General features: G+C 64.5%; 20 protein-coding genes. 7 read left to right on the top strand and 13 right to left on the bottom strand.

The annotated features are described in order from the left end of the window. The first annotated feature begins 195 nt into the window (after window positions 1-195). Entirely contained in the window at window positions 196-1,629 is a 1,434-nt protein-coding gene (locus LQ952_RS08015; protein WP_238622140.1) for an adenylate/guanylate cyclase domain-containing protein, read from the top strand. Continuing rightward, window positions 1,626-2,708 carry a tetratricopeptide repeat protein gene (locus LQ952_RS08010; protein WP_238622139.1) on the top strand — a complete coding sequence of 361 codons (1,083 nt, stop codon included), beginning with the start codon at window positions 1,626-1,628 and terminating at the stop codon, window positions 2,706-2,708. The genes LQ952_RS08015 and LQ952_RS08010 overlap by 4 nt, the downstream gene beginning before the upstream one ends. A 10-nt stretch (window positions 2,709-2,718) precedes the next feature. Here the strand turns inward: LQ952_RS08010 and LQ952_RS08005 are convergent, their stop codons facing one another. The 4 genes from LQ952_RS08005 to LQ952_RS07990 form a co-directional block, all read right to left on the bottom strand. Further along, window positions 2,719-3,933 (bottom strand): TraB/GumN family protein, encoded by a 1,215-nt coding sequence (locus LQ952_RS08005; protein WP_238622138.1) that lies wholly within the window; start codon window positions 3,931-3,933, stop codon window positions 2,719-2,721. Window positions 3,934-4,018: 85 nt separating this feature from the next. After that, entirely contained in the window at window positions 4,019-4,963 is a 945-nt protein-coding gene (locus tag LQ952_RS08000; protein ID WP_238622137.1) for a pentapeptide repeat-containing protein, read from the bottom strand. Window positions 4,964-5,026: 63 nt separating this feature from the next. Next, the gene (locus LQ952_RS07995) at window positions 5,027-5,563 is read right to left on the bottom strand and encodes a Slp family lipoprotein (RefSeq protein WP_238622136.1); all 537 of its coding nucleotides are present in this window, start codon (window positions 5,561-5,563) and stop codon (window positions 5,027-5,029) included. Between the two features lie 2 nt (window positions 5,564-5,565). Next, window positions 5,566-6,120, bottom strand: a complete 555-nt coding sequence (locus LQ952_RS07990; RefSeq protein ID WP_238622135.1) for a Slp family lipoprotein — start codon at window positions 6,118-6,120, stop codon at window positions 5,566-5,568. 118 nt (window positions 6,121-6,238) lie between these two features. On the opposite strand from LQ952_RS07990, the gene hrpB reads away from it, so the two are divergent. After that, window positions 6,239-8,746 carry an ATP-dependent helicase HrpB gene (gene hrpB / locus LQ952_RS07985; protein WP_238622134.1) on the top strand — a complete coding sequence of 836 codons (2,508 nt, stop codon included), beginning with the start codon at window positions 6,239-6,241 and terminating at the stop codon, window positions 8,744-8,746. 4 nt (window positions 8,747-8,750) lie between these two features. Here the strand turns inward: hrpB and LQ952_RS07980 are convergent, their stop codons facing one another. Next, entirely contained in the window at window positions 8,751-9,608 is an 858-nt protein-coding gene (locus tag LQ952_RS07980; protein ID WP_238622133.1) for an HDOD domain-containing protein, read from the bottom strand. Window positions 9,609-9,675: 67 nt separating this feature from the next. Further along, entirely contained in the window at window positions 9,676-10,947 is a 1,272-nt protein-coding gene (locus LQ952_RS07975) for a response regulator (RefSeq protein WP_238622132.1), read from the bottom strand. 317 nt (window positions 10,948-11,264) lie between these two features. Between LQ952_RS07975 and LQ952_RS07970 the strand changes: the two genes are divergently transcribed. Further along, on the top strand, window positions 11,265-11,960 hold the full coding sequence (locus LQ952_RS07970; RefSeq protein ID WP_238622131.1) for an SDR family oxidoreductase: 696 nt from the start codon (window positions 11,265-11,267) through the stop codon (window positions 11,958-11,960). A gap of 4 nt (window positions 11,961-11,964) precedes the next feature. Beyond that, window positions 11,965-12,549, top strand: a complete 585-nt coding sequence (locus LQ952_RS07965) for an FKBP-type peptidyl-prolyl cis-trans isomerase (RefSeq protein WP_238622130.1) — start codon at window positions 11,965-11,967, stop codon at window positions 12,547-12,549. Between the two features lie 22 nt (window positions 12,550-12,571). On the opposite strand, the gene LQ952_RS07960 is transcribed toward LQ952_RS07965, so the two are convergent. Continuing rightward, window positions 12,572-14,113, bottom strand: coding sequence for a bifunctional GNAT family N-acetyltransferase/carbon-nitrogen hydrolase family protein (locus LQ952_RS07960; RefSeq protein WP_238622129.1), 1,542 nt, complete (start codon window positions 14,111-14,113; stop codon window positions 12,572-12,574). A gap of 35 nt (window positions 14,114-14,148) precedes the next feature. Further along, entirely contained in the window at window positions 14,149-17,910 is a 3,762-nt protein-coding gene (metH, locus tag LQ952_RS07955; RefSeq protein WP_238622128.1) for a methionine synthase, read from the bottom strand. A gap of 303 nt (window positions 17,911-18,213) precedes the next feature. On the opposite strand from metH, the gene LQ952_RS07950 reads away from it, so the two are divergent. Further along, the gene (locus LQ952_RS07950) at window positions 18,214-18,924 is read left to right on the top strand and encodes an arginyltransferase (protein WP_238622127.1); all 711 of its coding nucleotides are present in this window, start codon (window positions 18,214-18,216) and stop codon (window positions 18,922-18,924) included. A 289-nt stretch (window positions 18,925-19,213) separates the two neighbouring features. On the opposite strand, the gene LQ952_RS07945 is transcribed toward LQ952_RS07950, so the two are convergent. From LQ952_RS07945 to ampD, 4 genes are all read right to left on the bottom strand, one after another. Continuing rightward, complete coding sequence (locus tag LQ952_RS07945; RefSeq protein ID WP_238622126.1) at window positions 19,214-19,978, bottom strand: inositol monophosphatase family protein; 765 nt, start codon at window positions 19,976-19,978, stop codon at window positions 19,214-19,216. Between the two features lie 59 nt (window positions 19,979-20,037). Continuing rightward, on the bottom strand, window positions 20,038-20,649 hold the full coding sequence (locus tag LQ952_RS07940) for a histidine phosphatase family protein (protein WP_238622148.1): 612 nt from the start codon (window positions 20,647-20,649) through the stop codon (window positions 20,038-20,040). Window positions 20,650-20,712: 63 nt separating this feature from the next. After that, window positions 20,713-21,588: a regulatory signaling modulator protein AmpE gene (ampE, locus tag LQ952_RS07935; RefSeq protein WP_238622125.1), complete on the bottom strand. Its 876-nt coding sequence runs from the start codon at window positions 21,586-21,588 to the stop codon at window positions 20,713-20,715. Between the two features lie 379 nt (window positions 21,589-21,967). Continuing rightward, complete coding sequence (ampD, locus tag LQ952_RS07930) at window positions 21,968-22,534, bottom strand: 1,6-anhydro-N-acetylmuramyl-L-alanine amidase AmpD (protein WP_238622124.1); 567 nt, start codon at window positions 22,532-22,534, stop codon at window positions 21,968-21,970. A gap of 118 nt (window positions 22,535-22,652) precedes the next feature. On the opposite strand from ampD, the gene rep reads away from it, so the two are divergent. Continuing rightward, entirely contained in the window at window positions 22,653-24,653 is a 2,001-nt protein-coding gene (gene rep, locus LQ952_RS07925) for a DNA helicase Rep (protein WP_238622123.1), read from the top strand. 8 nt (window positions 24,654-24,661) lie between these two features. Here rep and LQ952_RS07920 read toward each other — a convergent pair whose 3' ends face one another. Next, complete coding sequence (locus LQ952_RS07920; protein ID WP_238622122.1) at window positions 24,662-26,380, bottom strand: potassium/proton antiporter; 1,719 nt, start codon at window positions 26,378-26,380, stop codon at window positions 24,662-24,664. Window positions 26,381-26,705: the final 325 nt, after the last annotated feature.

Below are 26,705 nucleotides of genomic sequence, written 5' to 3'. Positions count from 1 at the left end.
GCGCCCTGAACTCCCGCTTTCGCGGGAGTGACGGTAGAGAGAGGTGGGAATGGCGGGAAGGGGGCCGGAGTGATGGGGAGGCCCTTTCCGGGAGCAACCAGAAGAACCTTCTCGTAAGCGACGACAGGAGGTTTTCATGGGAGTAGTGATATCATCATGGCACCCATACCGCCACCTCATGCCCCCGAGACCTCCATGGCATCCCCCCTCCTCAGGCTGAGGCGCCATATCGACGCATATCGACCGGGTCACCTGCCGGTTGCCCATAAACTCGGCCTGAGCATTTCGCTGCTGATCATCGGCTGCGTGACCTTGCTCGGCCTGGTGATCATCAACCAGCAGAGCCGACTGCTTCACGAGCAGATGGACGGCTTCGGTCAGGCGATGGTGGAACAACTGGCGGAAACCTCCAAGGAACTGGTGCTGGCCGATGACAGCCTGGCCCTGAATGCGCTGATCATCAACCTGGCAGGCAGCCCCACGATCATGGGTGCCGCCGTCTATCATCGCGACGGCCACCCCCTGGCCCGATCGGGGCTGGTTCCGGAAACCCTGACACAGAGACTGGCCAGCCCCCTTCACCATCAGGCCTCCAGTTATGCGGGCAACATCCATTTTCAGGATGTACACCTGGGCACCGCGGTGGTGACCCTGAGCCAGGCGGAACAACACACCGCCGCACGTCATGCCGTGACCGCCATCGCGCTCTCCACCCTCATCATCAGCCTGATGGCCGGGATTGCCGCCTTTCTCATGGGCAAGCACTTATCCCGCCCCATCGACCAGCTCATGATCGCCACCCGGGCCATCGGCACCGGCGATTACCGCTACCGGCTGGAGAGTCGTCGACGGGACGAGATCGGGCAATTAATGACGGCCTTCAACCGGATGGCCCGGGGGCTGGAGGAAAAGTCCCAGGTGGAAGGGGCGCTGAGCCGCTATGTCTCCGTCGGTGTGGCGCGCAAGATCATGAACAATCTGGATCAGCTGGAGTTGGGTGGACATCAGGTGGAGGCGTCGGTACTGTTTGCCGATATTGCCGGCTTCACCTCCCTGTCCGAACAGCTGGAGCCGGATCAGGTGGCGCGACTGCTGAACGAGTATTTCAGCTACGTCAGCCGCATCGCCCATTGCTACCGGGGCACCATCGACAAGTTTCTGGGCGACGGCGTCATGGTGGTCTTCGGCGTCACCGAGGACGACCCGGACCACCGTTTTCATGCCATTGCCTGCGGCGTGATGCTGCAACGCCTGGTGGCCCGCCTGAACCGGATACGGGTCAAGGCCGGCCAGGTACCGGTGCGGTTCCGGGTGGGTGTAAACAGTGGTCTCATGCTGGCCGGCAACATGGGGGCGGACGATCGCATGCAGTACACGGTGGTAGGTGATGCCGTCAATCTGGCAGCCCGCCTGATGGCCTCGGGCGACCCGGGGCAGGTCATCATCCCGGCGGCCCTGCTGGCGGAGGATGAGCTGGCGAAAGCCATCCAGACCCGCTCCCACGGCTACCTGTCCCTGCGAGGCAAGGAAGCACCGGTCCATACCTGCGTGGTCGAGGATGTGAGCGAACCGTATCGCCCTTTCATGGAGCGGAATATCCACGCGTTAATCACGGGGCCCGCCCCATGATGATCCTACGACGTGCCGTCCTGCCGTTACTGCTCGCCCTGGGGTTGTCGGGCTGCACCACCGTGATGATCCAGCCCTACAGCCCCGAACAGCGCCTGCAACTGGCCCTGCAACGGGGTGATGTCGTCTTGGTACAGGGAATCATGGCCACCCTCCCGCCGGCGGAGGATGACCCTGAACGGGCCTCCCTCCGGGTCTGGCTGGAGCGTGCCGGCCCGCACCTGGAGCAGGCCATGTTGATGCAGGCGGCCGGACACCTGCGACGGGAACAATGGAGCCATGCACAGGAAAGTTATACCCGCGGGCTGGCCGTGCGGCCCGACAGCGAAGCCCTCAAGACGGCCCAGGCCCGAGCCCTCAAGGAACAGCAGGAGCACCTCCAGCACTTGCGGGTGAGGCTGCTGCTGTCCCAGGGACGCGCCCTGACCACCCTCACCCCGCTCTATGCCCAGATCCTGCGGGCCGACCCCGCGAACGATCGGATACAGGAGGCCCTGGTGCAGGCGAAACAGGATACCGGACGGGTGGCCGAGGCCCTGCTGCAACTGGGTCTGTCAGCCCTGGAGGAAACGGATCACGCTCTCGCGGTGGAGGCCCTGAGCTTGTCTCTGGCGCTGGCTCCCGACGAGGCGGCTGAACAGGCCCTGCGATCGACCCAGGCCGCACAGAGCCGGCAACAGGCGCTTGAGCGACGGGCTCACCAGGCCCAGTTGCAGGCGCAATGGGCGCAGCGCAACCAAGCACTCTTCAGCAGTTTCCAGGGGGCCATGGAATCAAGCGACCTGCCGGCGGCCCGCCGCCATCTGCTGGCGCTGGAACAGGCCCAACCCCGGGATGCCACCGTAAGACGACTGCGGCGGGAACTGGCCAAGGCGGTGGATGCGGAGGTGACCCTGGGACTGGAGACGGGCCGACGCCTGTATCTGGACGGCAGGATTCCCGAAGCCCTGGAGACCTGGCGCAACCTGCTGGAACTGCGGCCCGATCACCCGGAGTTGCAGGCCCACGTCAGCCGCGCGGAGCGGGCCCTGGAGTCGCTGCGCCGCCTGGAACCGGGCGCATCCGCGACCAGTCCATAAGGATCAAGCTTCAGCTGCCCAGGAGACGCTCGGCGATGCGAAAACCCGCCGCGTAGGTGCCGATGGCCGAGCCCAGGGTCGTGAACAGGAATACCAGCAACACCCGCGAGACCCGGTTCTTCCACCAGCCCCGCAGATGAGTGGTGTCCTGACGCAAGCGGGAAAAGTCACCCACCGTGGGCTTGCGCAGGAAGGTTTCCATCGCTGCGGCCACGAAACCGACGCCGATGGTGGGGTTCAGGGAGGTGAGCGGCGCCGCCAGGGCCGCGGTGACCACGGTCACCGGATGGCCGCCGGCAATGAGTCCGCCGATACCCGCCAAAGTACCGTTGATGAGCACCCAGTCCATCACCAGCTGCCAGCCCAGTTCCGGATTGCGGCTGAAGCCCAGGATGAAACCGAAGATCACCAGGGCTACCACCAGCCAGGGCAGGACCTTTGGCCACATGGCCGGCGGCGGTTCTTGGTCCAGCCGCCGGATCAGGTCCGCCGGCGACTCGGCGTCGGTCCCGGCGAGGGCCTGGCGGATACCCTGCAGATGGCCCGCCCCGACCACGGCCAGGATATGCCGGTACTTTCCTTCCCGGGCTTCCTGCCTGAGACGGGCCGCCATGTAGTGATCCCGTTCCTGGATCAGGGGGGTGTAGAGGGCCCGGGATTCCTCAGCAAACTGGGTGAAGGTGGACTCCAGCACGTCACCGCTCTTGAGGCGCTCAATCTCCTCTTCCGAGATCTTTTCCTTGCTCACCACACTGGCCATCAGGCCCGCGAACAGATTGATGCGCCGCCACCAGGGGACGTTACGGTAACAGCGCTTGAGGGTTGTCCCCACTTCCCGGTCGATGAGCAGCACGGGCAGGTGGGCTTGGCGGGCCTCGTCGATGGCCGCCCGCATCTCGGCACCGGGCTCGATACCGAACTGTTCCGCCAGCCGCTGCTGGTAGGCCCCCAGGGCCAGGCTGGCAGTCACCATGGGCACCTTGCCCTGGCGCAGCACCTGAAACAGATTCATCTGCGCCAGGGCATCCGGATTGAGAATGGCATGATGGCGACTGGGGCACAGTTCCACCGCGACCGCATCAAACCCCCCACTCTGCAGCAGTCGGCTCACCGCCTCGGCGGAAACCCGGGAGACATGGGCGGTGCCCAGCACCGTGATTCGGGTGCCGTCAAGGGTGAGGGTGAACTGGGGTTCATCCGAGGAAGAGGCGACTTGATGATCCATGCAGGCGTCCAGGGGGTGATGCGGAAACGGCCGGGCAGGCCGGGGCCGCCACCATAGCAGGGCGGCCGGACTTAGGCCATCCTCATCAGGGGGTGGGGTCCTGACACGTCCCCACGGAGCCGGCGGCGCAGATACGGCCATCCACCCAGACAGCTCGACTCAGGAGGGCACCGGTGAGGTCCGCTCCGCTCAGATCGGCACCGCGCAGGTCGGCATAGCTCAGATCGGCACCCGTCAGCCGTGACCGGATCAGGCGGGCCTCCACCAAGATCGCCCCGGTGAGGCGGGCGCCGCCCAGGTCCGCATCCGTGAAACGGGCCTGACGCAGATCGGCATAGCTCAGATCCGCGTCGGTCAGACGGGTCTGCTCCAGACGCCCGGCCAGCAGATCCGCATTGTTGAGCACGGCCCCGGTCAGGTCGGCACCGCGCAGGTCGACCCCCAGCATGCGGCAATAGCTCCAGTTCACCCCCGGTGCCGCCGGGGCCTGACAGTCCGGCGGCGGTGAGGGCGGCGTGCGCCCCAGCGAGGACACCAGAAGGCCCGCCAGCAGGAGCAACCCCAGCAGACCGCCAAACAACACCCAGGGCATCCAGGCCTTGAGTGAGTCATCGCGGGGTCGGCGCTCCAGGAGTTCCGCCCTTTGCTGGCGGAAGTTCAGGATCTCCGGCGGTTCGGACCGGCGCCGATCCGGGCACGCGCGCGCCTCCGGCGCGACCTGACCATCCTCTTCCGTCTCTTCCGGCGCTTGCGTGCGTCGCTCCCGGATGCGTTCATCCTCCCGCAGACGGGCCTGCAGAAGCCGCAAGTGCCCTTCTGGACCGTGGGTATTGAGCAGTTCCTCGGGAATCAGGTGGGGGTGCTCGGCAATGCATTTCCAGTGCTCGCCATCAGTGCTGATCTGATCTTCGATCTCCAGGCGGCCCAGCAGCAGATACCGGGACACCACACGACCGGGGTGTGGCCCGCTGACCCGGCCGTCGCGGCGCGTGAACCACAACTGGCGACCACTGTCCTTGGAGGCATCCATGAGAGAGATATTGACCCCGCCGACCCCGACAAAGCAAGCCGCAAAGAGACACCTTCGGCAGCGTCAGTTCCTGAAGATCACACCGATGCCGATGTTGAAACGCGGGCTGCCGGAAGCCGGCACGGCATGATCCCGGGGCCACAGGTGGAACTCATCCACCTCGACCCGGGGATAGAGGTACGGGGCCGCCCCCACCTTGCCCGACACGGTGCCATCGAGACCGCCGCTCACGGTCAGACGACGCCCGGGCTCGAAGTCCACGGTTTCCAGATAGCCGGGGACGTGAGCCAGGAAACGCCCCTGAGGTGCGCGCGTGGTATCGGGTCCCTGGCTGCGGCCGAGGGGGTAGCCCAGGACCTCGATCTCGGTGACATCCGCCAAATTGCGGGCATGGACGATGACGCCACCCCACAGCACCCGGGTACCGGCCAGGGCCTGGGCATCCCGGACGGCCCCGGCCGGGGTCAGGGCCGCATCCACCCGCCCGGTATCAAAACGCGGCCCGGTGGCGCAGCCCACCGGGAGAAGCAGGATGAGCAGCAGGATCAGCAGCCGGCGAGCGCGCACCGCGGGATCTTTCCTTGCGAGGGCATCATGCATCTTCAATACCGCCATGGTCGGTAGTAGGGGTGATAGAAGGGGTACCATGGATCATACAGTGGAGAATGAAACGGCGGCGGATAATGGTGATAAGGGTCACGAGTCGGCTCGGGCCTGGGGCTCCACAGGTGGGTCCCGGTGGTCAGGATCAGGGGAAAGGCATACCGGTACTCACCGATGGGTCGATGCACCACCCCTTCCACTCGCCCGGTCACGGTAAATTCCCTGCCTTCGACATAGACCAGCGGGTCCAGAAAACCCTGGACATGGGCCAGGAACCGGCCCTCGCTGACATCCACCTGCCGGGGACGGCCCCGGCCATCCAGGGGCCGGGACACCACCTCCACCACGGTATGATCCTGCCGGTTTTCAACCCCGGCGATCACCCCGCCCCAGCGGACTTCCCGCCCCAGCCAGGCATCCGGATCGGCCCGGACCACCATCAGGGCGGGTATCGCCTCTGGCACGTCGGCAATGACCGCAGGCGGACGGGAAGCGCAACCGGCGAGCAGGACGCCGCCCAGCAGCGACACGAACACCAGCCACCCGAACCTCATGGTCTTCACCTCGTAGAGACAACGGAACCTGTTACGGACCGAATGCACGCAGCACGGTCCGACATGACGTTAAAATCCATGTCCCTTCGACAGGACCGCAGCGGAAACATTCCCCATCATGCCCCATCCTCCCCAGCCCATCGATGTCGTCCTGCCGCAGGTGATGCAGGCCCTTGCCGAACAGGGCGCCGCCGTGCTGCAAGCCCCGCCGGGGGCCGGCAAGACCACCCGGGTCCCTCTCGCCGCCCTGGATGCCCCCTGGTGTACGGGCACGATCCTCATGCTGCAACCTCGCCGACTGGCCACTCGGGGCGCGGCCCTGTTCATGGCCGGGCTGCGAGGTGAAGCCGTCGGTGACATGGTCGGCTATCAGACCCGGCTGGAACGCCATGTGGGCCCCCGTACCCGCCTGCAGGTGATCACCGAGGGGATACTTACCCGGCGCCTGCAGCAGGACCCGGCCCTGGAGGGGGTGAGTCTGGTGATCTTCGACGAATTCCATGAACGCAACCTGCAGTCGGACCTGGGACTGGCCCTGTGCCTGCAGGCCCGCGGCCTGCTGCGGGAGGACCTGCGGGTGCTGGTGATGTCCGCCACCCTGGACGTGGCCCCGGTGGCCCGGCTGATGGGTGACGTACCGGTGATTCACAGCGAGGGGCGTCGGTTTCCGGTAGACATCCGCCACCTGACGCCGTCACGGCGAGGCCCTGTCGACCTGGAGACGCTGATGACCACGACCCTGCGGGGGGTGCTGACGGAGGAGCCCGGCAGCGTGCTGGCCTTCCTGCCCGGACAACGGGAGATCGAGCGGGTGGCTCAGGCCCTTGGCAGCGGCAATCTACCCCGGGATGTGGGCATCCACCCCCTCTACGGCAGTCTGCCGCCGGAAGCCCAACAGGCGGCCATTACCCCCTGCCCTGCTGGACAACGCAAGGTGGTGCTCACCACCGACATTGCCGAAACCAGCTTGACCATCGAAGGCGTGCGGGTGGTGGTGGACAGCGGCCTGGCCCGGCGGCCCCGGTTCGATCCCGCCTCCGGACTCACCCGGCTGGAGACGGTGCGCATCAGCCGGGCCTCGGCCACCCAACGCAGCGGTCGGGCGGGCCGTCTGGAACCCGGCGTGTGCCTGCGCCTGTGGACCACCGGCGACGAACAGGCCATGCCGGAACACAGTCCGGCGGAAATCCTGGAAGCGGATCTGGCGCCCCTGGCCCTGGAACTGGCCCGCTGGGGTGCCGATGCCGGGGAACTGGCCTGGCTGGACCCACCACCGCCGGCGGCACTGGCCCAGGGCCGGGATCTGCTGCAACGGCTGGGGGCACTGGATGAGGCCGGACGCCTGACCGCCCATGGCGAGGCCATCGCCGCCCTGGGGACCCATCCCCGGCTGGCCCACCTGATGCTCAGTGGTCGCCGTCTGGGTCTGGAAACCCTGGCCTGCAGACTGGCGGCCCTGCTGGAGGAGCGGGATATTCTCGGCGGTCTGGACGGCCCCGCCGAAGCGGACATCTATCTGCGACTGGAAGCCCTTGAGGGACGGACGGTACCCGGCCACCGCATCCATCGCGGCGGCCGGGAGCGAGTGCTGCAACAGGCCCGGCGCTTTGCCGCGGCCATGGCACGGCGTCCCGCCCCGCCGGCCACGGGGCCGGCACCACCGCCACCCCGGGAGGCTGCCGGACTGCTGCTGGCGCTGGCCTATCCGGACCGGATCGGACAACGCCGCTCCGGCGCCGAAGCGCGCTACCGGCTCTCCGGGGGGCGCGGGGCGACCTTCAGCCGTCACGAATCCCTCTCCGGCAACGAATGGATCGTGGTCCCCAATCTGAACGGCGCCGGGCGGGAGGCACGCATCTTTCTGGCGGCAACGCTGAACCGGGAGGACCTGGAGAGCCATCTGGGCCGGCTGCAGGAACGGCGGGAGCAAGTGGTCTGGGATGCCCGGGTCGGCGCCGTGGCCGCGCAGCAAGACATCCGCCTGGGGGCATTGACCCTGGAGACCCGCCCACTGCCATCACCGGATCCGGAACGGATCCGCACCACCCTGCTGGAAGGGATCCGGGACACGGGCCTGGCCTGTCTGCCCTGGAACCGGGAGTCCCAGGGACTGCGGGAACGGGTGAACTTTCTGCACCGCACCCAGGGATCCCCCTGGCCGGATCTGTCGGATGCGGCCCTACTGCAAGGTCTGGAGCATTGGCTGGGTCCCTGGCTGGAGGGTATGAACCGGCTGACACACCTGCAACGCCTGGACCTGACGGCCATCCTGCGTGGCTCTCTGGGCTGGCCCCTGCCCCAGGACCTGGACCGGCTGGCCCCCACCCATCTGACCCTGCCGGGGGGACAGCGGGTCAGGCTGGATTACGGCCGGGGAGAGGTGCCGGTGCTGGCGGCCCGCCTACAGTGGCTGTTCGGTCTGAAGGAGACGCCCCGCATCGCCGGCGGTCGAGTGCCGCTACTGGTGCATGTGCTGTCGCCGGCCCAACGGCCGGTCCAGATCACCAGCGACCTGGCCGGTTTCTGGTCACGGACCTATCCGGAGGTGAAGAAGGACCTGAAAGGACGTTATCCCAAGCATGCCTGGCCGGACGACCCGCTGGCGGAGACCCCTGCCCGGCGCTAAGCCCTCAGGGGTGATGCAGGACCAGGGATTCCACATCCACCACCTGCTGCTGCGCCCGTTCGATGAGGGAACGCACCACATCAGGTTCCAGTCCGACACGCTCCCAGGCCCGGGGGTCGATCGGAGGGACATCGCCGGGGTCCTGGGTATCCAGTTCGGCCATGTGGGCCACGCTGTTGGCAATGTGGACCAGGGCGACCTCGACGGGATAGTCCGTGGGGCTCGCCGGCTCGTGGTGATAGCGGATGCAATCCTGAAGCTTCCGGGGCAGGTTGAGACGGGCCGCCAGCGCCCCACCCACCTGGGCGTGGTCATGCCCGAGAATCCGGCGCTCGGCTTCGTGGGGCGGTAAAGTGCTCACATTCTGCAGGCTCAGCAGAAAGGCCTTGTGGGCCTCGTCCGGCTCCCGGTTGAAGACCAGCAACCGGCCGATGTCATGGAGCAGGCCGGCGATGAACATGGACTCACTGTGACGCAGGTTGAGGTCTTCGGCCAGCATCCGGGCAATGAGGCCACAGTAGACACTGTGACGCCAGAAGGCCTCCATGGACATGAGTTCGTTGGGGATACGCTCAAAGGCCTGCCCCACGCTGGTGGCCAGTACCAGATCCCGGATCTGCGAAGTACCGATCACGGTGACGGCGCGGGAGATGGTCTCCACTCGATGGGACAGGCCGAAGAAGGGGCTGTTGGCCAGTTGCAGCAGACGAATGGTCAGGGCCGGGTCCTGGCTGATCAGGCGACCGATATCCGCCGCGGTACTGTCCGGGTCATTGACCATGGCATTCAGGCGCACCGCTACCGCCGGCAATGAGACCAGTCCCGTGGATTCTTCCACCAGTTGTTCGATGCTGAGTGACATGCTCACCCCCGAAGTGGTTGCCCGCCTATCATACACCCTGGAACCCGGGCCGCCACGGCAACATCGTTCATCCCAGCAGGGTCCCCAGCCAGAATGCCAGAACCAGTGCCGCGAGGCCGCCCGCCGAGAGTATCAGCCACGTCCGACGACGACGCGCACGGCCACGCTCCGCTTCCCAGCGCGCCACCGATTCTGACCCCTTGCGCTCATCCCTGAACGCTTCCGCGACGCTCGGCGAAGGGCCGGATACCGGTTCGGCGATCACCGGGCCGGATGTCTCCGCCTTGTCTCGGGGCGCGGCCTCGGCCACCTGGGTCATGACCTGGGCCAACCGGCCCTCCAGTTCCCGGCAATGGGCTTCCAGCTGCTGTTCCCGCTCCCGCTGAGTGCTGCGCAGACGCCCCGTATCCGCCTTGGCCGCATGCACTTCCTGGTGAGCGGCGGCCAGGGCCGTTTCCACCTCCTCCAGACGTCGGCTGACAGTCAGTAGTTCGTCCTCCGCCTGCAGTCGGGCCAGCTCCTCGGCCTTGATGCGGGCCTCCTGATTGCGTGTCCGGCGCTCGGGGACGTCCGGCCGCTCACGGGCCCGGACCAGTTCTGCTGCGGCCTGTTCCAGATCCCGGGTCAGACTCTGCAGCCGCGCCTCCAGTTCGTTGTTACGGGCCTGCTGCTGCTCCAGCGCCGCCACCAGCCGCTGCTCTCCGGCACGGGCCGTGGCCAGGGCCTGTTCCTGCTGTTTCAGGCGCACCTGCATCTCCCGCTCATCCGAGGTCTGCTGGCGCAACATCAGCTCGGTCCGCAACTGCTTGAGTTCCTTCTCCACCTGATCCCGCCCCTTGAGCGCGGCGGTGGCCTGGGTCAGGGCCTGAGCCAGCTGATCGCGCAACGACTGGAGTTCATCCGCCGGGGCGATGGCAACCGCAGAGGCGGGCACGGCTCCCGGGGCCGGGGTGCCCAACAGACGCGTCGTGAGCTTGAGTACCTCTTCAGCGCGAAACGGTTTTTTCAGCATCTCGTCGGCGCCGTGATCCCGCACCCGCTGCGCGGTGCCCACATCATCTTCGTTGCCGGTCACGACGACCACCGGCAGCCCCCTGATCCGCGCATCCTGACTGTCACGCACCCGTTTGAGCAGGCCGTAACCATCCAGCCCGGGCATGGACAGATCGGTGAAAATGCCGGCGATGGCGGGCTCACGCTCCAGCAGGCGCCAGGCCGCTTCCCCGTCCTCGGCCTCAAGCACCTGGTAACGGGAGCTGAGAATCTTGTTCAATGCCTGTCGCATGACCCTGGAATCATCCACGATCAGAACCGTAACTGCATGGGCTGATGAACTCATCGATCCTTTCTCCCGCTCCGGCATGAGCATCGGTGTGGTTTCAACGGTTGAGTTTAGCGCCTGACACCCGGCGATGCCTCCCGACTGGTCAGTACACGGACTCCTTCCGTCGGTCGCTTGATCCCTTGCAGCACTCAAGCCATTATGAAAACACTGAACAAGTCCGCTGCCGTCACCGAGCAGGCCCCTTGCCGTCACTCCCGCGAAGGCGGGAGTCAAGGATTTTCAGCCTGTGACCGGATTCCCGCTTGCGCGGGAATGGCTTATTCAGAATATTTTTATCGGACTGTTCATTTTTGTGCGGAGGAGAAAGCGGCATGACGGAAACCGTAGTCATCACGGGGGCCAACCGGGGTATCGGGCTGGCGTTTGCGCAGCAGTACGCCGAGGCCGGTGCACGGGTGCTCGCCGCCTGCCGCCACCCGGAGCAGGCCCGGGAGCTGAACCGCCTGGCCGCCAAGACCCGGGGCCGGGTCAGCGTACATCCCCTGGATGTGACCAACCCCGTCCAGATCCAGGCGCTGGCGGGCATCCTCTCGGATACGCCGGTGGACATCCTGATCAACAACGCCGGCAGCTACGGTCCCGCAAGCGCCTTCGGCAACACGGACGTGGCGGGCTGGATGGAGACCCTTCACATCAATACCGTGGCCCCGCTGAAGATCATGGAGGCCTTGGTCGATCCGGTGGCCGCCGGCAACCGTCGCCTGATGATCAATCTCTCCAGCAAGATGGGCAGCATGGGGGACAACGGCTCCGGCGGTTCCTACATCTACCGTTCCACCAAGGCCGCCCTGAACGCGGTGGTGGTCAGTGCAGCGCGGGATCTGAAGGCCCGGGGCATCACCGTGGTGGCTCAGCATCCGGGATGGGTACGCACGGACATGGGCGGCCCCAACGGGGAAATCGACACCACCCGGAGCGTCACCGCCATGCGGGGGATCTTCGAGCACCTGTCCCTGGCGGACAGTGGCCGCTTCATTGATATCGACGGCAGCGACATCCCCTGGTGATCCGATGCTGAGTCTGTTGCGCAATGTCCTGTTTTTATCGGTCCTGAGCCTGGTGCTGCTGGTGGCCTTGTTCCTGGGCGCGCGCAGTTGCGGGCTGACCCCGGAGCAGGCCGAGGAGGCCCGCCTGCTGGTGGAGGTGAATATCGAGGACGGCGAGGCCTATCGTAGCCGCAACGGGCAACAGGCCGGGGTCGTGACCCTCCCCAGCGGCCTGCAGGTGGAGATGCTGGACCGGGGTGACGGGCCCGTGCCGACCCTGGAAGACCAGGTGGTGGTGCATTACCGGGGCATGCACCTGGATGGGCGGGTGTTCGACAACTCCCGGCGTCGGGCGGTACCGTCGGTGGTGGCGGTGCAGGATACGATCCCCGGCTGGCGGGAGGCCCTGGTGAACATGCCGGCAGGCAGTCGGGCCCGGCTGGTGGTGCCTCACTGGCTGGCCTACGGCGAGGGGCGGGCCGGGGCCGTCATCGGGCCGGGGGAGACCCTGATCTTTGAACTGGAACTGCTGGAGGTACTGGTTCCCGGGGAACCGGAAGACCCGCCGCCGGCGGACCCCATGCAGCAGACGGTACCGGGCATCGGCTGAGCCGCCTCCCCGGCTCCGACCCTCAACGCTTCCAACGCACCTCGTACAGATCCAGCCGCCGGTCCACCAGGTTGCGCACGGCGCCGTGGGTGCGCAGTTCCTTGAGGTTGTCCAGATCCAGGTCCGCGATCAGGGTCATCTCGGTATTGGGGGTGGCCTCGGCGGCCACCGCGTCATGGGGGAAGGCGAAGTCGGAGGGGGTGAAGACCGCCGCCTGGGAGTACTGCATGTCCATATTCTCGACCTTGGGCAGGTTGCCCACGCTGCCGGAGATGACCACGTAGCACTCGTTCTCGATGGCCCTGGCCTGAGCGCAGCGACGTACCCGCAGATAGGCGTTCTTGGTGTCGGTCCAGAACGGCACGAACAGGATCTGCAACCCCTGGTCCGCCAGCAGACGGGGCAGTTCCGGGAATTCCACGTCGTAGCAGATCAGGATGCCGATCTTGCCGAAGTCGGTCTCGAAGATGCGGACCTCATCGCCGCCCTTCAGGCCCCAGTAGGCCCGTTCATCCGGGGTGATGTGCAGCTTGTACTGCTTGTCCCAGCTGCCGTCCCGACGGCACAGGTAGGAGACGTTGCGCAGCTCCCGTCCATCGTACTCGGGCATGCTGCCGGCGATGATGTTGATGTTGTAGGCCAGGGCCAGATTGACCATCTCCTGACGCAGGGTGTCGGTGTAGTCGGCCAGGTGGCGCACCGCCTCGGCGGTGTTGTCCTGGTTGAACTGGCCCATCAGCGGACCATTGAAGAATTCCGGGAACAGGACCACGTCGGCCTGGTAACCGGACACCGCGTCGACGAAATATTCCACGTGCTGCAACAGTTCGTCCAGGGATTTCAGGGGGCGCATCTGCCACTGCACCGCCCCGACCCGTACCACCTGCTTGGTGGCACCGATGAGGGTTTCCTTTTCCTCGTAATAGATGTTGATCCACTCCAGCAGGGTGGCGTAGGCGTGGGATTCCTTGTCGTCGGGCAGGTAGTCGTTGATGATCCTGCGTACGTGGAAGTCGTTGGAGAGCTGGAAGGTGAGCACCGGATCGGTGACTTCATGGGATTTCACCAGTTCCACATACTGCTGGGGGCTCATCTCATCCCGGTAACGGGCGTAGCCGGGGATACGGCCGCCGGCGACGATGGCCCGCAGGTTGAGTTTTTCACACAGTTCCTTGCGGGCATCGTAGAGACGGCGCCCCAGGCGCATACCCCGGTATTCCGGATCCACGAACACATCCACCCCGTAAAGGGTATCGCCGTCCGGATCATGGGTGGTAAGAAAGCCGTTGCCGGTGATCTCCCAGTATTTATGACGATCGCCCCAGCGCCGATAGTCCACGATCAGGCTGATGGCGGCAGCCACCACCCGGCCGTTGTCCTCGATGCAGATCTGGCCTTCGGGAAAGCGCTGGATCTGAGACTCGAACTGTTCCCGACTCCAGGCACCGTCCAGACTGGGATAGACGGCCTCCATGATGTGATGGATGCCGTCGTAGTCTTTCAGGCGGGTATTGCGCAGGACGAGGCGGTGCGAGTCGTGTTCCGTGTCGCGGGACTCAGGCATGGGGACTCCGATGGATGTGACGATGTGAACGGGGCTCAGTCCGGATCATACCCCAGGTTGGGCGCCAGCCAGCGCTGCGCCTCTTCCAGCGCCATGCCCTTGCGCCGGGCATAGTCCTCCACCTGATCCCGGTTGAGCTTGCCGACGCCGAAGTACCGGGACTCCGGATGGGAGAAATAAAACCCGGAAACGGACGAGGCCGGCGACATGGCATAGCTGTCGGTGAGGGTCATGCCCGCGTGGGTCACCGGATCGATGAGTTCCCACAAGAGCCCCTTTTCCGTGTGTTCCGGGCAGGCCGGATAGCCGGGGGCCGGACGGATGCCCTGGTACTTTTCCTTGATGAGGTCATCGTTGGACAGGGCCTCCCGGGAGGCATAGCCCCAGAACTCCCGCCGCACCCGCGCGTGCATGTGTTCGGCAAAGGCCTCCGCCAGACGGTCCGCCAGGGACTTGAGCATGATGGCGGAGTAGTCGTCGTGGGCGGCCTCGAAGCGCCTGACGTGCTCGTCGATGCCACCTCCGGTGGTGACTGCAAAGGCCCCCAGATAGTCCTGCAGACCGGTATCGGCCGGGGCGATGAAGTCGGTCAGGCACATGTTGGGGGCCTGGCGGGGCTTGCGGGTCTGCTGCCGCACATGGTGCAGCCGCATCAGCGGCTCGCCGCCCACCGCGTCCCGGTAGAGCTGGATGTCGTCGGCGCCCACCGCCTGGGCGGGGAAAAAGCCCACCACCGCCCGGGCCCTGAGCCAGCCCTCTTCGATGATCTGCCGAAGCATGGGCTGGGCATCGGCAAACAGCTTGGTAGCCTCCTCGCCCACGACCTCGTCATCCAGGATGCGGGGGAAGGCGGCATGCAGATCCCAGGCACGGAAGAACGGGGTCCAGTCGATGTAGTCCACCAACCGATCCAGGGGATAGTCGTCAAACCGCAGCAGGATGCTGCCGGGACCATGGGGATGCAGAATCTCCGGGGCCGGCCCGCCCGCAGACGGGGCCTGATCCGCATCCAGGATGAGGGGGCGCGGCGGGGTGTAGCCGGACCACTCCACCGGCGTGCGGTTGGCCCGGGCCTCGTCCAGTTTGAGCCAGTCCTGGGTCTTGCGGCGGGCATGGTGCTGTTCGCGTACCTCGACATATTCGGCTCGGATTTTCTCTCCGTAGGGGCCGCGCAGCTCCGGGCTGACCAGGCTCTGCGCCACACCTACGGCCCGGGAGGCGTCCTTCACCCAGACCGTGACCCCTTCGTAGCCGGGGGCGATCTTCACTGCGGTGTGGGCGCGGGAGGTGGTGGCACCGCCGATCATCAGCGGGGTGCTGAAACCTTCCCGCTGCAGCTCCGCCGCCAGGTGGGCCATCTCTTCCAGGGACGGGGTGATCAAACCGGACAGGCCGATCACGTCCACCTGGTGTTCCCGTGCCGCTTCGAGAATCTTCGGTGCGGGCACCATGACCCCCAGGTCAATGACCTCGAAGTTGTTGCACTGGAGTACCACACCGACGATGTTCTTGCCGATGTCGTGGACGTCCCCCTTCACCGTGGCCATGAGGATGCGGCCGTTGTTCTTTGAGTCGTCGCCCTTTTCCGCCTCGATGTAGGGGATCAGGTGGGCCACGGCCTTCTTCATCACCCGGGCGGACTTGACCACCTGGGGCAGGAACATCTTGCCCGCGCCGAACAGATCGCCCACCACATTCATGCCGTCCATGAGAGGGCCTTCAATGACATGAATGGGCCGGTCGAAGGTCTGACGGGCCTCTTCCGTGTCTTCCACCACGTAGGCGTCGATCCCCTTCACGAGGGCATGCTCCAGACGCTTGGCCACGGGCAGTGACCGCCAGGCCAGGTCCTCTTTGCGGGTCTCGCCGCCGGTGTCGCGGAAGCGGTCGGCGATCTCCAGCAGACGCTCGGTGCCATCGGAACGACGGTTGAGGACCACGTCTTCCACCCGTTCCCGCAAGTCCGGCTCGATCTCGTCGTAGACCGCCAGCTGACCGGCGTTGACGATACCCATGTCCATGCCCGCGCGGATGGCGTGGTAGAGGAACACGGCATGGATCGCCTCGCGCACCGGATTGTTGCCCCGGAAGGAGAAGGAGACGTTGGAGACACCTCCGGAGACCATGGCATGGGGCAAGGTCTGCTTGATGCGGCGAGTGGCCTCGATGAAGTCCACGCCGTAGTTGTTGTGCTCCTCAATGCCGGTGGCGATGGCGAAGATGTTGGGGTCGAAGATGATGTCCTCGGCCGGGAAACCCACCACCTCGGTAAGGATCCGGTAAGCCCGCCGACAGATCTCCACCTTGCGATCCTGCGTATCCGCCTGACCGGCTTCGTCGAAGGCCATGACCACCACCGCCGCCCCATAGCGCCGCAGCAGGCGGGCCTGGCGAATGAAGATCTCCTCCCCCTCCTTGAGGGAGATGGAGTTGACGATGCCCTTGCCCTGGATGCACTTGAGGCCGGTTTCGATCACCTCCCACTTGGAAGAGTCGATCATCACCGGCACCCGGGAGATATCCGGCTCGGCGGCGGCCAGACAGAGGAAACGCTTCATGGCCTCCAGTGCATCCAGCATGCCCTCGTCCATGTTCACGTCGATGACCTGAGCGCCGCTTTCCACCTGTTCCGCGGCCACCTCCAGGGCGGTTTCGTAGTCGCCGTCCTTGATCAGGCGCTTGAAGCGGGCACTGCCGGTGACATTGGTGCGCTCCCCCACATTCACGAACAGGGTATCCGCGGTGATATTGAAGGGCTCCAGGCCCGACAGGCGGCAGGCGGGGGCGATCTTCGGGAGCGGACGGGGGGCATGTCGTTCCACCGCCTCACGGATGGCGCGGATGTGGTCGGGGGTGGTGCCGCAGCAGCCGCCGACGATGTTCAGCAGGCCGCTGCCGGCCCACTCGGAGATCTCTTCGGCCATCTGCGCCGGGGTCTCGTCATAGCCGCCGAACTCGTTGGGCAGACCCGCATTGGGGTGGGCGGAAACGTGAGTGTCGGCGATGCGGGAAAGTTCTTCCACATAGGGCCGCAGCTCCTTCGGCCCCAGGGCACAGTTCAAGCCGATGGACAAAGGTTTTGCATGACGCAGGCTGTTCCAGAAGGCCTCGGTGGTCTGGCCGGTCAGAGTACGCCCGGAAGCATCGGTGATGGTGCCGGAGATCATCACCGGCCAGCGTTCGCCCCGATCCTCGAACAAGCCCTCCACGGCAAAGACGGCGGCCTTGGCGTTGAGGGTGTCGAAGACGGTTTCGATGAGCAGAATATCCGCCCCCCCTTCCAGCAGGGCCTCGGCGGCCTCCCGGTAGGCGGCCACCAGCTCGTCGAACCAGACATTGCGAAAACCCGGGTCGTTGACGTCCGGGGAAATGCTGGCGGTGCGGTTGGTGGGGCCGAGGATGCCGGCCACGAAACGGGGGCGGTCGGGGGTCTTGCGAGTGTATTCGTCGGCCACTTCCCGGGCCAGGCGGGCGGCCTCCCGGTTGATCTCCGGGACCAGGTCTTCCATGCCGTAATCCGCCATGGCGATGCGGGTGGCGTTGAAGGTGTTGGTTTCGAGGATGTCGGCACCGGCCTCCAGATAGGCGGCGTGCACCTCGCGGATGATCTGCGGCTGGGTCAGCACCAGCAGGTCGTTGTTGCCCTTGATGTCCGACGGCCAGTCAGCGAAGCGCTCACCCCGGTAATCGGCTTCCTGCAATCCATAACCCTGGATCATGGTGCCCATGCCACCATCCAGAACCATGATGCGGCGCTTGATCTCCTGGTGAAGCTGATTCAGTCTGTCGGAATTCATGAACATCTATCCGGTTGCGTCAAAGTTTTTCAGCATAACATGCCTGCAAGACCCATTCGTAGGCACCACTCCGCCGCCGAACCCGCATTCGGGGCATGACCGCCATCCCGGCCGGCAACTGATCCAGATCAGAGATTTACAACTCAACCTGCACTAGCCTCGATTCGTGGCTGAAGGACATATCCCGGGTCTCCTGATCCTTGGCCATTGTCCCGCTGTTATTTGCGGGTCTCCATCCTCACACGGTTCGGGCTGCCGCTGGCGGCCCTTTTTTTGTCTTGCAAAAAGATCCGGACTCGCACCGTGTCTCAACATGAATCTCTGATCTTCTATGCCACGGCGCCGGATACCTGCCCATACCTGGAGGACAGGAAAATGGTGAGCCTGTTTGCCGATCCGGGCGGGCCGATGGATGTCGGGATCTACGGGGAACTGCTTCACAACGGCTTTCGCCGTAGCGGCAATCATGTGTACCGCCATCAATGTCCCCACTGCCGGGCCTGCGTCCCCTATCGGATACCCGTGGCGCACTTCACGCCGGATCGCAGTCAGCGTCGTGCGCTCAAGCGTAACGAGGGGCTCTCGATCATCATCCATGAGGCGGGATTTGATTCAGAACACTATCACCTGTACACGCTCTATGTGACTCAACGCCACCGAGGCGGCGGCATGGACAACCCCACACCGGAAAGCTATCTGGGATTCGTGACCAGCCGATGGTGCCGCACCTGGCTGGTGGAGTTCAGGGAAGACGGCAGACTGCTGGGCGTGGCGGTGGTCGACCGGCTGCCGGACGCCCTGTCGGCGGTCTATACCTTCTTTGATCCAGCGGCCCGGGCGCGCAGCCTGGGCACCTTGGCGATACTATGGCAGATCCGGCGTGCACGGGAAGAAGGCCTGCCCCACGTCTATCTGGGCTACTGGAATGCCCAGAGCCCCAAGATGGCCTACAAGAACCGCTTCCAGCCGGGGGAAGGGCTGATCAACGGCATCTGGACACCCGTAACCACCTGAAGGCGCCCCGAGCCACGCATCCCGGCAAACATCGGTTGTAGGTCCGTCATTCCCGCGGGCATCAATCAGTCATTCCCACGGACATAAAAGCCCGTCATTCCCGCGAAAGCGGGAAACCAGTCGCGGACTGACAGCCTTGGACTCCCGCTTTCGCGGGAGTGACGGTGAAAAAGCGCTTTCAAAGTGGCCCTCACGGATATGAAAGCCACTTCTCTTGAGTCCATTGCGGGAGCGACGGTGAAGGAGAGTCTTTCAAAACGGCCCTCACTACCCGGCAGGCCCGGCTTTCTTACGGGTTGAGCAGGGCCAGGGCCTCGGTGTGAAGTTCCGGGGTGGCCGCCGCCAGCACGCTGGTAGTTTCCAGGGTCAGGGGACCACCCTGAAGGTCGGTGAAGATACCCCCCGCCTCACGTACGATCACCGCCAGTGCCGCGATATCCAGGATGTTGACATCCGACTCCACGACCAGGTCGATACGCCCCGAAGCCAGCAGGTGGTAGTGGTAGAAATCCCCATAACCCCGGGTCCGGTTCACCTGCTGAACGATCTGCGCCAGCCCCTGCCAGCCGGGACCGCCCGCCAGGGTCTTGACGTTGCCGATGGACAGGGTCGCGGCTTCCAGGGTGCGAATGTCGCTCACCCGAATGGCCTCCCCCGCCAGGAAGGCACCCTCCCCCGTTTCCGCGTAGGCCATTTCCTCGAACTCGGGGGCATTAGAGACTCCGGCCACCAATTCGCCGTCGCGGCGCAGGGCGATCTGAGTCGAGAAGAAGGGATAGCGACGCACGAAGCTTTTGGTGCCGTCGATGGGGTCGATGAGCCACAGGTAATCTGAATCCATGCGCTCCTGGCCGGTCTCTTCGCCGTAGATACCGTGGTCGGGAAAGGCGGCGGTGATGATGGACTTGATGGCCTTTTCCGATTCCAGATCGGCCACCGTCACCGGTGTCTGGTCCGGCTTGATCTCCACCACCACATCCTGGCGATAGTAGCGCTGGATCACGTCCTGGGCGCTCAGGGCAGCGTCGATGGCGGTCTTCAGGAATGGGGTCATGGCATCTCCCGGCAGGTATGGAAAGGGCGCAAGGTTAGCACGAGCCGCAGGGACCGCGGTCAGGCGGAGTCGGCCGGATGCCGGCGATTGACGAATTCCAACATCATGCCCCGATCATCCCGCCGCAGGCGCGTAGCGCCCGCGTAAGGGATCCTGATGCGGTACATGGCCTCTGTGGGCACCTCCAGCGCGGCGCAGATGGCCGCCCGGATCACGCCCGCGTGGGTCACCACCAGCAGGTGCTCTCCGGCGTGCCGACGCAGCATCTCGTCCAGCGCCCCATCAACCCGTCGGCGAAAGTCGTCCAGGGGCTCGGCGCCCCGGGGGCGGGCGTGCATGGGATCATGGAAAAAGGCGAGGAACTCCTCCGGGCTGTTCCTGCGAAGATCCTCCGGGGTGCGGCCCTCCCAACTACCGAATCCCACTTCCCGCAGATCCGGCACTTGAGTGAGCGGCAGATTCAGGGTACGGGACAGTGGCGCTGCAAAATCCAGACAACGACGCATGGGAGAGCTGATGATCCGGGTCCAGGGCACCGAGGTTGGTGCACGCCCCCCCACGGCCTGCCACATCTGCTCCAGACCCGTCTCGCTGAGGGGGTCATCCACGCCGCTGCCGCGATAGCGTTCGCCACCGGTCGGTTCGCCGTGGCGCAGAAAATCGATACGGATCATTCAGGACAGTCCTGCCCTGCCGGGACTCCATGGCCCGGCAGGGGCATCGAACGACAAGGGCTAGCTGCTCAGCCCGACGATGGTCAACAGCGCCAGGATGGCCACGAAGGCAATCAGGCTGCGGAATACCAGACTGGAGGCGCGCTCCACGGCAGACCGGGCCTGCAGGGGTTCCTTGAGCTCTTCTTCGCTGAGCTGGATGGCCTCGCAACCGGCATCACGCAGCAGGGCCTCGTTCTCGGCGGCCATGTTGCCCCAGCTGCCCAAGACACCGGTACGCAGCACGGGGAAGGACCGGTCGAAACTGCCGGTGAGGGCGTAGAACAGGGCCACCAGGCGGGCGGGAATCCAGTCCAGCAGTCCCTGGAGCTGGGTGGCTGTCTGCTGGAATCCATCCGGCTCCGCCCCCTCGGGGGCGCGCATCAGATTGGCCAGGCGATACAGCAGGGCGCCGACGGGACCCAGTACCACGAACCAGAACAACACGGCGAAGAGACTGCTGTTGCTGCCGATGAGCATTCTCTGCAGGACGGCGCGTGCACGTTCGGCGGCGTCATCCGGGACCTGGTCACCCAGGAGGTTGCGGGCATGCTTCATCTCCCGCTCCTCATCCTTCATGGCACCGGCCTCCAGGAAGGCATCCACTTCCTTGCTCAGGTTGCGGGGTCCGATGCTGAACAACAGTACGGCCAGAGCGATGAGCACACCGACCAGGCCACCCAGTATGCCGCCGATGAGCTGCATGAGGATGACCAGCACCACCAGTGGAATGGCCACGGCGATGACCAGGGTGGGGGTGCTGCCAAGGCCGAAACCCTCGCAACGACCGCGTACCAAGGCAGTATATCGATCCAGCCAGGCAAAGTTTCTCAGGTTTTCTATAGCATTGGTGAAGCGTTCGATAAATAGCGTGACAAGTATGATGAACAGTGACATGGCGGGCTTCCCGGGTTTCAAAAGGTGACTAAAGTTTCGTCGCTAAAAATTCTGCTTGCAAGTTCCGGTGATGATGGATTTACTACGAAATCACATGATTTTTCTCCAAGCAAAAAACTTGGATTTACTTAACAGGAAGTTCTGAAAAGCCCGTTGCCGTCACCCCCGAGCTTTACCGTCACTTCCGAAATTACCTTCACTCCCGCGAAAGCGGGAGCCCAGGGCCCCCAGCCTGCGACTGGATCCCCGCTTTCGCGGGAATGACGGATTTGGAACCGTCACCCCCTCATTGGCCGTCGCTCCCGCGAAAGCGGGAGCCCAGAACCCCCAGCCTGCGACTGGATTCCCGCTTTCGCGGGACTGACGGATTTGGAACATCCTATGCTCGGGGGCTGGTCGGATCATCCAGCAATACTTGCAACCTGGACCATTCAAAACAAGGTCCTGGATCAGTCTTTCGGCCTGGAGCGATATCTGAGTGACCAACCACGGGGGTATCGGCCAGACCGGCATAGTTTTTTTTCAAGGCAGCGATGAGCTCGGCAAGCCGCTCATACTGGGCGCAAGTGAAGGGATGAACATCACTGCCTTCCAGCTCAATGCCGATGGAAAAGTCATTACAGCGTTCCCTCCCCTGGAAACAGGACGCCCCCGCATGCCAGGCCCGCTGGAGAAAAGGGACATACTGCACCAGTTCACCATCACGCCGGATCAGGACATGGGCGGAGACCTTGAGCCCCTGGATCTGCGCAAAATAGGGATGCCCCTCCGGCGGCAGGGTATTGGTGAACAGCCGGTCGATCCAGGGACCACCAAACTCCCCCGGCGGCAGGCTGATGGCGTGGATGACGATGAGCCCCGGAGACATCCCCGAAGGACGGGCGTCCTGGTTGGGAGAAGGAATCCGTGTTGCGATGTCCAGCCAGCCGGCGGTGTCGATATCCATGAAAGTGTCCTGAAGCCCTGAAGCCCTGAAGCCCTGAAGCTTTGAAGCTTTGAAGCTTTGAAGCTTTGAAGCTTTGATAATTTGATAGAATGCCGCCCCGTCCCATACCCCCGTCGCCATGGACACCCTCAACCCGCAACAACGCGCCGCCATCGAGTACGTGGATGGCCCCTTGCTGGTGCTGGCCGGCGCCGGCAGCGGCAAGACCCGGGTGATCACGGAAAAGATCGCCCATCTGATCCGTCATCGGGGCCTGTCCCCGAAACGGATCGCCGCCATCACCTTCACCAACAAGGCCGCCCGGGAGATGAAAGCCCGCGCCGGAAAACTGCTGTCCCGGGACGAGAGCAAGGGCCTGACGGTCTCCACTTTCCATACCCTGGGTCTGGACTTCATTCGCAAGGAGATCAAGACCCTGGGCTACAAGGCGGGATTTTCCATCTTCGATGCCGCCGACGCCCTGGCCCTGCTCAAGCAACTCACCCACCGGGACGACGATGCGGTGGAGGCCGAATCCGCCCGCCACCGCATCAGCCGTTGGAAGAACGACCTGCTCAGCCCGGAGCAGGCCCTGTCCCTGGCCGAGGACGACCTGGAGGTAGGCCAGGCCCGCCTGTATGCCGCCTACCAGCGGGCGCTCAAGGCCTACAACGCCGTGGATTTTGATGACCTGATCGTACTGCCCGTGCGCCTGCTGGAAGAAAACCCGGAGGTGCGCGAGCGCTGGCGTCATCGCCTGCGCCACCTGCTGGTGGACGAGTATCAGGATACCAATACCTGTCAGTACCGTCTGGTCCGCCTGCTGGTGGACGTAGACGCGGGCCTGACCGCCGTGGGCGACGACGACCAGTCCATCTATTCCTGGCGCGGTGCCCGACCCGAGAATCTGGTGGCCCTGCAACAGGACTATCCCCACCTGAAGATCATCAAGCTGGAGCAGAACTACCGCTCCACCAACCGCATCCTGCAGACCGCCAACCACCTGATCGCCAACAATCCCCATGTGTTTGAAAAGCGCCTGTGGAGCGGCCTGGGCCAAGGCGATCCCATCCGGGTGCTGCCCTGCAAGGATGCGGACCACGAAGCGGCCCGGGTGGTGACCGAGATCATGAAGCACCGCTTCAAGCACCGTCTGGAATTCAAGGACTACGCCATCCTCTATCGGGGTAATCACCAGGCCCGGGTATTTGAAAAACTGCTGCGGGAAAACAACATTCCCTACAAAGTCAGCGGCGGCCAGTCCTTCTTCGAGAAGGCGGAAGTGAAAGACATCCTGGCCTACCTGCGCCTGCTGGCCAACCCCGATGACGACAGCGCCTTCCTGCGCATCGTCAATGTGCCGCGACGGGAGATCGGGGCCGCCACCCTGGAAAAACTGGGAGAGTATGCCGGTCGCCGCCACGTCAGCCTGTTCACCGCCTGTTTCGAATTCGGCCTGACGGAGGCCCTTTCCGCCCGGGCGGCGGAGCGGCTGCAGGCCTTTGCCCAGTGGTTGCAGGACAAGTCCCAGGCAGCGTCTCAGGGCGACCCTGCCACCGTCGCCCGTACCCTGGTGGAAGAGATGAACTACGAAACCTGGCTGCTGGACCAGAGCCCCAATCCCAAGGCGGCCTCTAAACGCATGGAAAACGTGCAGGAGGTGCTGGACTGGATGGGGCGGCTGGCCAAGGAAGGGACCGGCGATGGCAAGAACATCGGTGAAATCGTGGCCCACATGACCCTGATGGATATCCTGGACCGGGCCGGCGGCGAAACCGAGGCCGACGGGGTGCATCTGATGACCCTGCACGCCGCCAAAGGGCTGGAGTTTCCCTGCGTCTTCCTGGTGGGTATGGAGGAAGAACTGCTGCCCCATCGGGTCAGCCTGGAAGAGGATACCCTGGAGGAGGAACGGCGCCTGGCCTACGTGGGCATCACCCGGGCCAGGAAGGCCCTGACCCTGACCTATGCCTGTCGGCGCACCCGTTTCGGCGAGACGGTGGACTGCGAGCCCAGCCGTTTCCTGGCGGAACTGCCCGCAGAGCACATGGAATGGCCCGATGCCACCCCCCCGGACCCGGAAGAAGTCCGGCTGACGGGGAAGGCCCATCTGAACAACCTCAAGTCCCTGCTGGGGTAACGGCACAGTCAGCGGCTGAGCTTCAGGCCCACCCGGGCAATCCGGTCCCCCGACATTTCCCGCACCACCAGTTCTACCTCGCCGCATTGCAGCCGGTCCCCCACGACCGGCTGGGTGTTCAGGCGATTCAGGATGAATGTCTCCAACGTCATGCCTTTGGTGGACTCCGGCAGCTTGAGCCCGTAGACCAGAGACAGGTCATCCATCTTGGCATAACCGTTGAGTACGAATTCGCCGAAGAACTTGCGCTCAGACAAACGTTCCGGTGCCGAGCTGGCCACGAACAAACGATCCAGGATCGGCAGGTCGTCCGGCGAGGCCAGCAGATAGAGGTAATCCCCTGCTCGCAAGTCCAGCATGTTCAACGCGTCCAGCAGGATCTTATCCCGCATGTGGGCCACCACCCGCACGCTTCGGGGCAAGGTGAAGCTGGTCCATTTTTCCCGCACCACCGGCGTGTTCTCCGCCAGCCGGTAGGCCACCAGTTCCAGTTCCTGCTGACCGGGGATATTCAGCTCCACCCGCTGCACCACATGGGTGGTAGGCGGCACCTCCAGCCGCAGCCAGCGAGCCACCGGCGTGATGCTCCACCCCTGGACCAGCAGGGAGATGATGACCACGAAGAAGACGATGTTGAACAGCATCCCCGCCGCCTCGATCCCCGCCAGCATGGGAAACAACGCCAGGATGATGGGCACGGCCCCCCGCAGCCCCACCCAGCCCACAAAGACCTGCTCGCGCCATGGAAAGTTGAAGGGCAACAGGCACAGCCAGACCGCCAGTGGACGGGCCACCAGGATCAGCACGGCGGCAATCAACAGGGCATCCACGGCCACGGGCATCAGTTCCGAGGGGGTCACCAACAGCCCCAGCATCAGGAACATGCCGATCTGGGCCAGGCTGGCGATCCCGTCATGGAAGCGATTCACGTACTGGGAGGCCTGCATGGGCCGGTTCCCCACCACCAGCCCCGCCAGATAGATGGCCAGAAAGCCACTGCCCTGCAAAACCGACGCCAGGCCGAAGATGGTCAATCCGCCCGCCAGGGCCACCAGAGGATAGAGGCCCTGGGAGATCTCCAGTCGATTGATGAGCCAGACCAGCCCCAGGCCACCCAGAATACCCACCAGGGCACCCAGCCCCATCTGACGAATGAACTCCCACAGCACGGTGAGCCCCATGTTGCCGTGCCCGCCCACCAGCAGTTCGATGAGCACGATGGTGAGGAAAATGGCCATAGGGTCGTTGGAGCCGGACTCGATCTCCAGGGTGGAGCCCACGCGCTGCTTCAGTTCCAGGCCCTGGGAATGCAGCAGGGAAAACACGGCGGCGGCATCGGTGGAACCGACGATGGCCCCCAGCAGGAAGCCCAGCATCCAGTCGATCTCCAGCCACCAGGCCGCGAAGGCGCCGGTGATGCCGGCGGTGATGATCACCCCGATGGTGGCCAACCCCAGGGCCGGACGCAGTCCCACCCGGAAGCTGTCGATGGTGGTGCGCATGCCGCCGTCAAAGAGGATGATGGCCAGGGCCAGGCTACCGAAGAGGTGGGCCATCTGGATGTCTTCGAATTCGATCCCGCCCGGTCCCTGCTCGCCGAGGAGCATCCCGATGAACAGGAACACCAGCAACAGGGGCACCCCCAGGCGTCGCGTGATGACGCTGGAAAGGACGCTGCCCAACAGAATGAGGCTGCCGAAGAAGATGATCTGGTTAGTCAAATCCATGCATAAACTTTATCAGCCTTATTAAAAAATGGCATGAGTTTAAGGATGTTCTAAACAGACTCATTTCCGTCCATGAGCGCGTCACTCGCACCCATGGGCACCTCATTCCCGTCTATGGGCACGTCATTCCCGCGAAAGCGGGAATCCAGAGGGAGCCTGCTGGAAACACCTGGGCTCCCGCTTTCGCGGGAGTGACGACGGAGGGAAGGCGTGACCACGGAAGAAGGAGTAACGACAGGGGGCAGGAATGACAGCAAAGGGCACGAACCGCACGAACCGCACGAACCGCACGAACCGCACGAACCGCACGAACCGCACGAGAATA

Source organism: Ectothiorhodospira lacustris, from assembly GCF_022227785.1.
Lineage (GTDB): Bacteria > Pseudomonadota > Gammaproteobacteria > Ectothiorhodospirales > Ectothiorhodospiraceae > Ectothiorhodospira > Ectothiorhodospira lacustris.
This window is presented reverse-complemented; position numbering and strand designations above follow the sequence as displayed.